Origin of the sequence: Methylobacterium nigriterrae, assembly GCF_037106235.1 — a bacterium.
GTDB classification, from domain to species: domain Bacteria; phylum Pseudomonadota; class Alphaproteobacteria; order Rhizobiales; family Beijerinckiaceae; genus Methylobacterium; species Methylobacterium nigriterrae.
The window spans coordinates 1-273 of record NZ_JBAWTG010000849.1; the positions used below are offsets into that span (position 1 = coordinate 1).

The 273-nt window shown below is 62.3% G+C and carries 1 protein-coding gene; it reads right to left on the bottom strand.

Features of this window, described 5'->3' with window-relative positions:
• Positions 1 to 135: 135 nt before the first annotated feature.
• A complete protein-coding gene (locus tag WDW90_RS41150) occupies positions 136 to 267 on the bottom strand; it encodes an aminopeptidase N C-terminal domain-containing protein (RefSeq protein ID WP_431311228.1) in 132 nt (43 codons plus the stop codon).
• Positions 268 to 273 lie beyond the last annotated feature (6 nt).

Sequence of the window (273 nt, forward strand, 5' to 3'; positions counted from 1 at the left end):
GCCTGCGCAGGGTGGTTCGCGAAACACGATTAAGCGGGCTCCATCAATGGAAAACAGTGAAGCGATTCCCAGAAGTAACAAAGGGCGTTACCAGCCAGTGGCCAGTAACACCCTCTTCTGGGAGAAGCTGGCGGATCAGGCCAGGCTCTTGCTCACCACTTCGTAGACGTCGCTGGACAGCTCGCCGGAGGCCAGGATGCGTTCCAGCTCGCCGCGCATCAGCGCCTGCCGCGCCTCGTCGTACTTGCGCCAGCGGGTCAGCGGCACCAGCAG